Origin of the sequence: uncultured Methanobrevibacter sp. (assembly GCF_937906425.1) — an archaeon.
Classification (GTDB): Archaea; Methanobacteriota; Methanobacteria; order Methanobacteriales; family Methanobacteriaceae; genus Methanobrevibacter.
This window is the reverse complement of sequence record NZ_CALCYR010000016.1, coordinates 1-9,267: the sequence shown is the minus strand read 5'-3', so window position 1 is coordinate 9,267 and position 9,267 is coordinate 1. Positions and strand designations below refer to the sequence as shown.

Sequence of the window (9,267 nt, the reverse complement as noted above, 5' to 3'; positions counted from 1 at the left end):
GACATATTTTAATGCGTCGCTACGGTCCAATGACGCGGTCTTTGATAAACTCATGCGCTTGAGAAATAATCGTACAGTCGAAGGGATTTTGGAGATCTACGAAGAGGACGAAGACTTACTCGAAGACGTTATCATTGAGAACAAGCAGGCGCGCGAAATGGTTGAGATGTACAGTCAAATACTTTCGCAAATGGCGGATATTTTCTCGTCAATCATCTCGAACAACCAAAACATGGTGATGAAATTCCTTGCCGCCATGACGATTATAATCGCGGTGCCGACGGTCATTGCCAGTTTCTTTGGAATGAATGTGCCCGTGCCGCTCGCTGAAAATCCTATCGGTTTCATAATCGTCACTGCAATAGCCGTGCTTGCCTCAATCATTGCGGCGATAATCTTTTGGAAAAAGCATATGTTCTGGGGTTGACACTCCCCACGGCGAAAGCCAGAGGGATTCTTGCTTCAAAGAGATTGCGCTTACGCGTCTTACTTTCTCTCCACAAGCGTAACTTCCCGTGTGTCCCACGGTAGCTTTTTTCAAAATGTTAATGGCGGCGTTTGTATCGCGGTCGTGATGCGTAGCGCATTTTGGGCAACGCCACTCCCTTATGCTCAAATTCTTAACAAGCGGATTTTGAAAGCCACAAGCCGAGCACGTCTGACTTGAGGGGTAAAACGTTGGAACCTTTATCACATCACAACCATACGAGAACGATTTGTATTGCAACTGCCTAAAAAATTCGCCCCAAGAAGCGTCCGATATTGCTCGTGCCAAATGGTGATTCTTGAGCATTCCTTGTATATTTAGCGATTCAACTGCTATCGTTTGGTTTTCGCGACAAAGTTGAGTCGTCAATTTGTGAAGGCAAAGTTTTGTTGAGCAAAATTATCTGTTCCTTGTTGGGATACAGGCGAAATCGGTACCCTTTCGTATATTTCACACTCTCACTTCCTTTGAGAGGTTTTCTGACTGGCGACATATTGCTTTATTACTGAAAAGGGTGCTGAGCCGACAGTTGACACGAAGTAAGAGTTTGTCCACAACGTTGGAAGTTTGGTCTTCAAATACGGGAATTCTTGACGCAGTATTCTGCTCATTCTACCCTTTATGAGTTTAATCGCCTTATGAATTCCCAATTGTGGGTCTACCTCTATTAACAGATGAACATGGTCAGGCATGATTTCCATTTAGATTATCTCTACTTGGATTTCTTGACAAATTTGAGTTATCAGCTCCTTCAATCTGCTGTCAACGCCATTGACCAAGCCTTTACGTCTGTAGTTCGCCGGGCTGATATAAGTAAAAATTTTGCGCCTTATATGCTCTTACGGCGCGGATGATAAAATTTAACGTCGTCGCTAATTTCTCACTCCACTTAACTACCATTTCATCGCTACCTTCTTCTTATTCTTAGGGATAAAAACGTCTTCGTCTTCCAATACGTGATCTGGACCTACCTTTTGACCTGGGAACTTAACGGAAGTACCCCAAATCTTAGCATGCCTAAAGTTTTTAACAAATTCCCTATGCAACTTACCACATGCATCAATAACTGTAGAGCCTTTCTTAATAACCAAAGGATCATCCATATCAGCCTTTCTTCCTTGAGGCTTTAAATAAACCCTTACCAAGTCCAAATTGTCAAAGATTTCTTCCTTAAGAGCATCAATATTCAATTTCTTGTCAGCTGAAATTGGAATGAATTCAGGAATCTGCTTTTTAAGCTCATTAATATAATGTTCGTCAACCAAATCAACCTTATTTAAAAGAACCATCATTGGAACATAGGACTTATTGTCCTCAATCACATCAATAAACTGGTCGATGGTCACATCATCCCTGAATAAAACGTCAGCATTATGAATTCCATATTCATTAATAATAGACCGGATTGTTTTTTCATCCAAATAGGTCAATGGAACTGTTGATGAAACATTTACTCCCCCTTTACGTGTCCTTTTAATCTTAACGTCAGGTTTAGTCTCATTTGGCCTGACTCCAACATTTCTAAGTTCCTTCAATATGACATTTAAATGTTGAGGGTTTAATGTATCCAAAACAACAATAATCAAGTCAGCGGTTCTTGCTACAGATAAAATCTCCTTACCTCTACCTTTACCACCTGCAGCACCGGTAATAATTCCGGGAATATCAAAAATTTGAATTTGAGCATTATTATATTCCATAACACCAGGAATAATCTCTAAAGTAGTAAATTGATAAGCTCCAACCTTACTTTCAGCATTGGTCAATTCATTAAGCAAAGTTGATTTACCTACAGATGGAAAACCTACCAGAACAGCCGTAGCATCTCCACTTTTTTTAATGTGGAAACCTTCACCTTTAGATCCGCCGCTACTTCTTTTTATTTGCTCCTCCTTAAGTCTGGAAATTTTTGCTTTTAATTTTCCGATATGGTGAGAAGTAGCTTTATTATAAGGTGTTTTTTGAATTTCCTCTTCAATAGCTTTAATTTTTTCTTCTATAGACATAAATTCCCCATAATTAATTTTTATAAACGAATAAGACTTAAATTAAACTTTAACATAATATTGTTAAAATTCAATAATAAATAATGATTAAAAGATTTGATTTTTTAAAAAAGCAAATTAAAAAATCATTTCAAATCATTTGAAAAATAATTTAATAAATTTATTATAATATAACTATAACCTTATTAACATATAAAATATTTGGTAAAAATAGAATTAAGAAAATAATTGCATTAAAAAATTAGGATTAAAGACCATGAAAATTAATAAAATAAAATCAAAACCATGAAAATTAATAAAAAATCATTAAAATTTGGTAAAAATAGAATTAAGAAAATAATTGCATTAAAAAATTAGGATTAAATACTATAAAATTAGTTAAAAATTATTAAAATGCTTAAAAAAAAATAAAAAAAGAAAAAATTAAGAAATTAAATTATAAAAATTTATAATCTAAAATTTATAATCTAATAACTTATTTAATTTAATTTGAAATCACTATTCTCTGTGATTAGTTGTCAGTCAAGGTCCAAACAGATACACCGTCTTGCATATTGCTTAAGGTAAATGTGTCTTGACCTACACCACCTAATAAGAATAATCTTGTAAAGACAGAGTCTTTAAGTTTATTATCCATCAAAATAGCGGTATAATCATTTCCAGAACCTAAGAGGTAAAGTGTGTAATTACCATCATTATGCAAGGTCTTATTTACAGTCAAGTAACTGTTTTCAATAGCTACAATATTACTTGCCTTGAGAGGGTTGTATTCAGTACCGTTTAAATCAATCTTACTACCATTGTTTTCCCAAACAGCAGTCATTTGAGCTGTAGTTTCATTAGTACCATTAGCTCCTCTTTTTACAACAGCATTGTATAAAATACCACTGTCATTTAAAACTGTAATATTGTTTTGGCTGTTTGGATTAATGGTTACATAATCTGAAGCCATGTAATATTGATAGTTAGTACTGTTTAATGTATCAAAGTTCCATGAACCGAAGTAGGACCACCATCCAGCTTTTTGTATCATATCTGAACTTAATACTAAAGATACATTGTTAGGATTGCTTGGATGTGACTGTTTTACCACTGCCTTAGCTTGAGCAGCAGTTAAGTTATACTTGCTGACCATTGTTGATTGAGCTTTAGATTTGCTCATCTTAAGTGTGTCATCAAGGATTTCAACTGCAGTAACATTGCTTCCTGTGTAATTGCACAACAATTCAGTAGCATTACTTCCGGTTGTTGACAACATCTGCAATATATGCTTGGATTCAGTTAAATCGGATGTTGTTAACAACTTACCTACCCAGTATGCACGATCCCCTGTCTGGGAACCACCGTCGAAACTAGTCGGATGGTCAGATGCAACCTGGAATAGGTAACCGAAGTCCCACCAGGACACTACAATGGTATCATTTGTTGAATTTTCCTTAACAAAGTCCATAGCATTCCACATTGGATCACTAGAACCTGGAACAGTAGCTTGAACAGAATTATAAGCACCACAAACTGTTGGAGATACTAAAGCAAGAGTGATTAAAACAACTACCAAAGCCTTCTTCATTGAAACATCTGAGTCCTTGACGGTTTTGCGTGCATAAATTAAAACACCTGAAATTGCAAGCAAAATTACCAATACGATTAAACCGACGGTAAGAGAATTCTCTAAACCATAAGCGATTTGGGTAATTGGCAATGCAATAAGAATTGATGCAATAACTGCAATGACAAGCAATACCTTGTCGTCACTTACATTAGCCTTGACATAATCCACACAGTAACCTACGAAAATACCTGCACAGATACCCATAGGAATTACCAATACCTGAATAAACCTTGTACCTTGGGATACGGCAATCAAGGATGATATAATCCATACAAAGAATAAACTTAAGTATAAAACAGTTTGACGTTTGCTTTTATTGATTTCATCAGTGGAACCGAAGGAACCGATATCCTTAAGGGATACTCTGAATTTCTTTTGTTCTTGTCTAATAGCGGTTGCTTTACGTTTAGATTTAGGTGGTTTGGAAGTATCGCCTTTAACCTTAACAGAGTTTAATCTTACTACCCTTTGAACGAAGGTGTAGAGTACAATCAATACACCGAAGAAACATACAATTCCTCCAACCCCGTTAATAACACCGTTTGTATTAGCCAAGAATGCACCTACAAGTCCGCCTGAAACAATGTTAGGAACTTGCATTTCCGCAACGGAAATAAGTACATTAGGCCAAACGTCATTTGCAGCGGATTGAAGGGAGAAACCACCGGTAAGACCAGAAATACCTGTAAGTATACCGTCAATTCCAACTGTGAGAAGTAAACCGATAAATCCAATTAGAATCATGAAGATTATAGAGAACAATTCTCTTTGATTTACCAGCCAATCCAATTTATTTTCATAATTATTACTTGGTTCAATAACATTTATGTTGAGATAGAAGCACAAGATAAAGAACACAATCATAACCAATATCATTACAGCAGGATAGAACATGAACCCTGTCCATGAAAGGGAATAGATTCCCAAGGACGCTACAGACAATATTGAAAAGATTATCCTATGGGATAACTTATCGCTTCTTACCGCCTCAACAAAGAACAATATGAAGAACAACGGCAAGGTTACGTTGAACATATCTGTATCGAAAAATCCTGCAAATGTGTGTGAGAAATAATTAGGACCTAAAGCTACAATTAAAGTAGCAGCAATGGCACCATAATCATTGGTTATTCTTCTTACAAAGATATAGGTAGGAATTACAGCAAATGATGCAACGAAAGCACCAGTCCAAAATGCAACTTCAGTAATTGACATATCCTGGAAGATGTTTACTATGCCATAAAGGAATGAAGTCACATAAGCAATCATCGGCTGGTACGTACCTACTTCCCTTCCAGAAGGATAATATGAATGCATATCCCAACCAGAACCGTTTACTAGAGTATCACCGAAATATCCATGATCCATATAATTTTCGGTCATCCTTAAGTTAAAGTATGAGTCCATTTCACTGAAATAAGGAAGACCGTCAGAGTCTACATAATTTGATTTTAGCTCATTAGGAACCCCATTAATGTCGACAGCTTGAGCTCTAAGAGCGAAAACTAAAACAAATAATATAGCTATAATAACCACAGATTTTAATATTGTTTTAACTTTCTGATTTTCCATAAAAAATCCTCGTACATTATAAATATTCGAATATTTTTTTGCAAATAGTTATATAATAATTCTAAATTGATAAGCAACTATTCTAAAAAGCCATATGATAATTTTAAACATACAAATAACTTTAAATAGCCAAATAGAATTTTTAAATTTTAAATAATAACTATTTTAAAAGCCTTAAAACTGATTTAAATCATAATTATTTCTTTAAATCAATTAAAAAGACCTCAAAGTTTATAAAATTATTAAATATATTTTAAAATATATTATTAATAACAAATAATTAATATTATTAAACAAAAATTAAAATTTTAAAAATCAATCTAAATTTAATAATAATTAAATATAATATTTATATAAATATATAATTTTCTAATAAACTGAATTTTTTAAAAATTAGAAAAAAGAGTTTTAAAGATTGAATTAATAAAAAAAGAAAAATAAATAAATTAAAATAAAAACAAAATTAAAAAAAGTAAAATAAAGAAAAAATAAAAAATAAAATAAAGTTAAATCAAACAAAAATAATTATTTAGCTTCTGTTTGAAGAACCTTATTGTAACTTTTATTCTTTGATTTCTTTTCCCCTTCTTCTTTTCCTAAACTGTTCAATTCGTCTAAAGAACAGGTGAAACGACATTTAGGGAAACCGCTACAACCTACAAAATCACCATAACGACCTGAACGTTTTAATAAATCCTTGCCACATTCAGGACAAACTCCAACAAGTTCAGGAGCACGCCTTCTGCTGACATCCTTACCGCAATGAGGGTCTAGACAAACATGTTCACGTCCCTTTGAACCTTGCTTCTTAATGGAGATCATAGGCAATCCGCAGGTCGGACATTTCTTCTTGAGAATGTTAGCCCCTGAAGGCAATGAATAGGTAATTCTGCATTTAGGGAAGTTTGAACATCCGATGAAGGTGTTTTTGGTACGTTGGGAATATCTCTTAACCAATTTTCCGCCGCAAGTACAATCTGCAACCACATTGGTTTCCTGATATGCTCCATAAAGCTTTTCACCAATTTCCTTCTTGTTATTGTTAATGTCCTGAAGAATGATCTTGACTTCCTTTTCACCGTTTTCAAGAATCTGTTCCTTGGTAAGCTTATCTGCAAAGATTCCATCAAGCTCCCTTTCAAACTCACGGGTCAAATCTTCTGAGGTCATGTCCTTACAGTACTGGTTTAAGGTGTCAATCATATTGATGCCTAAAGGCTTAACCTCGATTTTCTTGCCTTCAATGTACTTTCTGTCATATAGCTTAGCAACAATGTCTGCACGGGTAGCCTTTGTTCCCAATTCACGTTTTTCCAATTCCTTGATAAGGGAAGCCTCATTATACCTTGCAGGAGGTTTGGTTTCCTTCTCCTCAACAAGGATTTCATGAATCTTAAGCAAATCTCCCTTTTTAATTGGAGGGAACTCATCATTTTCCTTTTTCTTAAATGGATAATGCTTAAGCCAGCCTTCATAGGAAACCCTTTTTCTTGAAAAGCTGAATTCCTCATCATTTACTGTGAAATTGACTTTCATAGTTTCCAGTTTGGAATTTTCAGCAAAAACACTGATGAATCTGTAAACAATCAAACGATAAATCTTTTCCTCATCTGGAGACAATTCGGATGGCAATACTCCTGTCGGGTGAATTGCAGGGTGAGCTGCATCATCCTTTTTACCTTCATTAGGCTTTAGTTTAGCAGGCAATGCATAAACATGTTCCTTAAATTCCGGATCCTGAGCAAGTCCCATAAAGATATTCTTGAATCCAAGGGATTCTGGAAGTTTTTGAGATGAAGTACGTGGATAGGAAGTGTATCCTCCAGTATATAGGTTTTGGGCAGCTACCTGAGTTCTTTTTGGAGAGAATCCAAAGACAGTGTGTGCCTCTGATTGCAATCCTCCTAAATTGAATGGAACAGGAGGTTTTCTAATGGTCTCATTAAGATTTACATTAATAACATTAGCATCAGCACCCTGACACTCAGCATAAATCTTTTTAGCCCTCTCTTCATCAAATATTTTTCCTTCAACATGTTCTGCAATAATGTCAAAATCAGATGTTGCCTTGATCATCCAGTATGGTTTAGGTACAAATGAACTGATTTCCTTTTCACGATCCACCAAAATGGATAATGTAGGAGTCTGTACACGACCTGCAGACAAGCTGATATGTCTTGAACTTGAGGTTCTGATGGCTCTCATGAGAGCGGATGAAATATTCATACCAAAGTAATAGTCAAGCATATGCCTTGCAATGCCGCTGTCAACCTGATGGATGTCAATGTCAATCATATTGTCGTAAGCGTCAAGAATGTCCTTTTTGGTCAAGGTTGAAAACTTCATACGAGAAGCCCTTGCCTCTGCATTGTTGCCGCAAGCATATTTTAATGCATTATAACCAATCAAGGTTCCCTCTATATCATAATCGCAAGCATGAACGAATGTATCTGCGCCTTGGGAGAACTTTTTAATTGCATTAATGTAATCCTTGACATAATTGCTGCTTTTATCTATTTCATATGATGGAACCCATGTCAAGTCAAAGCCTAATCTATCTCTTGAACTGGCAGAAGTTAAAGAATATAAGTGACCTACTGCAGACAAAACAGTTGTTTTTTTACCATTTTCCTCAAACTCCCAATAAGTGACTCTCCTATTGTATTTCTTTTTTTGAGCTTTTGAAGAAAGTGCCTTTGCTATCTTCTCAGCAGACTTCGGTTTTTCTGATATAATAACTTCATGCATAATATCACATAATAAATAAAAATTATATTTTAATTAGTTTTTAAAAAATCATCTAATCGATTATTCTTTAATTACAATAAATCAAAATTTGAAATAGCAAAAAATATCTTTACAATCCAAATTTCAAAGATTTAAATAAGAAAATTTGAAATGGAAAAAAACTTTATTTACAAACCAAATTTCAAAGATGCTAAAATTAATAATAAATTTATTCAAACAATAATTATGCTTAAAACAATAATTAAAGAATAATAAATTAAAACAATCACATATTAAAGATTTAAAGATTGAATTTGATTAAAAAGATTATAAAAAAATAAAAAAAGACAATTATTTTAAATAATCGAAACAGTTAAAATTGAATAAAACAAATAATCAATCTTTTCAAAATCATAAATATTTTATATTAAACTATAATATTTAAGAGTTTCGATTTTTTCAAAATCAAATAATAAGAAAAATTAGGATAATATTAACTAGATTAATCCCAAAATAATTTATAAAAATTTTTAAAAAAACTATTTATCATCCATCAGATCTTCTTGATAAAAGCCATAGAAGTTAGAACAGTAGCCACACATAGGATATTTGTCATAATGATAATGAGCACCTTCATCAGAGTTCATGTCAAACTCCTTTCCACAAGTGTAACACACTTCCATCTTTTTTTCACCAGAATTAGATTTATTATCACTAATTTCTTCTTCAGAGTCTATTTCTTTATTTTCAAAATCCATAATATCAACTTTATCCAAACAGCTTATCACTAATTTTTAAAAAAAATAAGATATAATAAAATTAGATTTAACTCTTATATTAAATTAACTTTTATTAATTAATTA

The 9,267-nt window shown here is 33.7% G+C and carries 5 protein-coding genes and 1 pseudogene; 1 reads left to right on the top strand and 5 read right to left on the bottom strand.

What is annotated here, in order from left to right; translation table 11 throughout:
* Positions 1-427, top strand: a 427-nt coding sequence (locus Q0138_RS00720) for a magnesium transporter CorA family protein (RefSeq protein ID WP_297979542.1), incomplete at its 5' end; no start/stop codon positions are given.
* A 518-nt stretch (positions 428-945) separates the two neighbouring features.
* Here the strand turns inward: Q0138_RS00720 and tnpA are convergent.
* From tnpA to Q0138_RS00695, 5 genes and pseudogenes are all read right to left on the bottom strand, one after another.
* Positions 946-1,298, bottom strand: a pseudogene (gene tnpA / locus Q0138_RS00715) (IS200/IS605 family transposase).
* An 82-nt stretch (positions 1,299-1,380) separates the two neighbouring features.
* On the bottom strand, positions 1,381-2,493 hold the full coding sequence (locus Q0138_RS00710) for a GTP-binding protein (RefSeq protein ID WP_297979540.1): 1,113 nt from the start codon (positions 2,491-2,493) through the stop codon (positions 1,381-1,383).
* A 511-nt stretch (positions 2,494-3,004) separates the two neighbouring features.
* A complete protein-coding gene (locus Q0138_RS00705) occupies positions 3,005-5,677 on the bottom strand; it encodes an STT3 domain-containing protein (protein ID WP_297979537.1) in 2,673 nt (890 codons plus the stop codon).
* Between the two features lie 525 nt (positions 5,678-6,202).
* Positions 6,203-8,425, bottom strand: coding sequence for a DNA topoisomerase I (gene topA / locus Q0138_RS00700; protein ID WP_297979535.1), 2,223 nt, complete (start codon positions 8,423-8,425; stop codon positions 6,203-6,205).
* Between the two features lie 518 nt (positions 8,426-8,943).
* Positions 8,944-9,162, bottom strand: coding sequence for a hypothetical protein (locus tag Q0138_RS00695; protein WP_297979533.1), 219 nt, complete (start codon positions 9,160-9,162; stop codon positions 8,944-8,946).
* Between the last annotated feature and the right edge of the window lie 105 nt (positions 9,163-9,267).

What these genes read in the sequence shown, in the direction of transcription:
- Q0138_RS00695 (WP_297979533.1), bottom strand. Translation starts at nt 9,162, where the DNA reads ATGGATTTTGAAAATAAAGAAATAGACTCTGAAGAAGAAATTAGTGAT.
- topA (WP_297979535.1), bottom strand. Translation starts at nt 8,425, where the DNA reads ATGCATGAAGTTATTATATCAGAAAAACCGAAGTCTGCTGAGAAGATA.
- Q0138_RS00705 (WP_297979537.1), bottom strand. Translation starts at nt 5,677, where the DNA reads ATGGAAAATCAGAAAGTTAAAACAATATTAAAATCTGTGGTTATTATA.
- Q0138_RS00710 (WP_297979540.1), bottom strand. Translation starts at nt 2,493, where the DNA reads ATGTCTATAGAAGAAAAAATTAAAGCTATTGAAGAGGAAATTCAAAAA.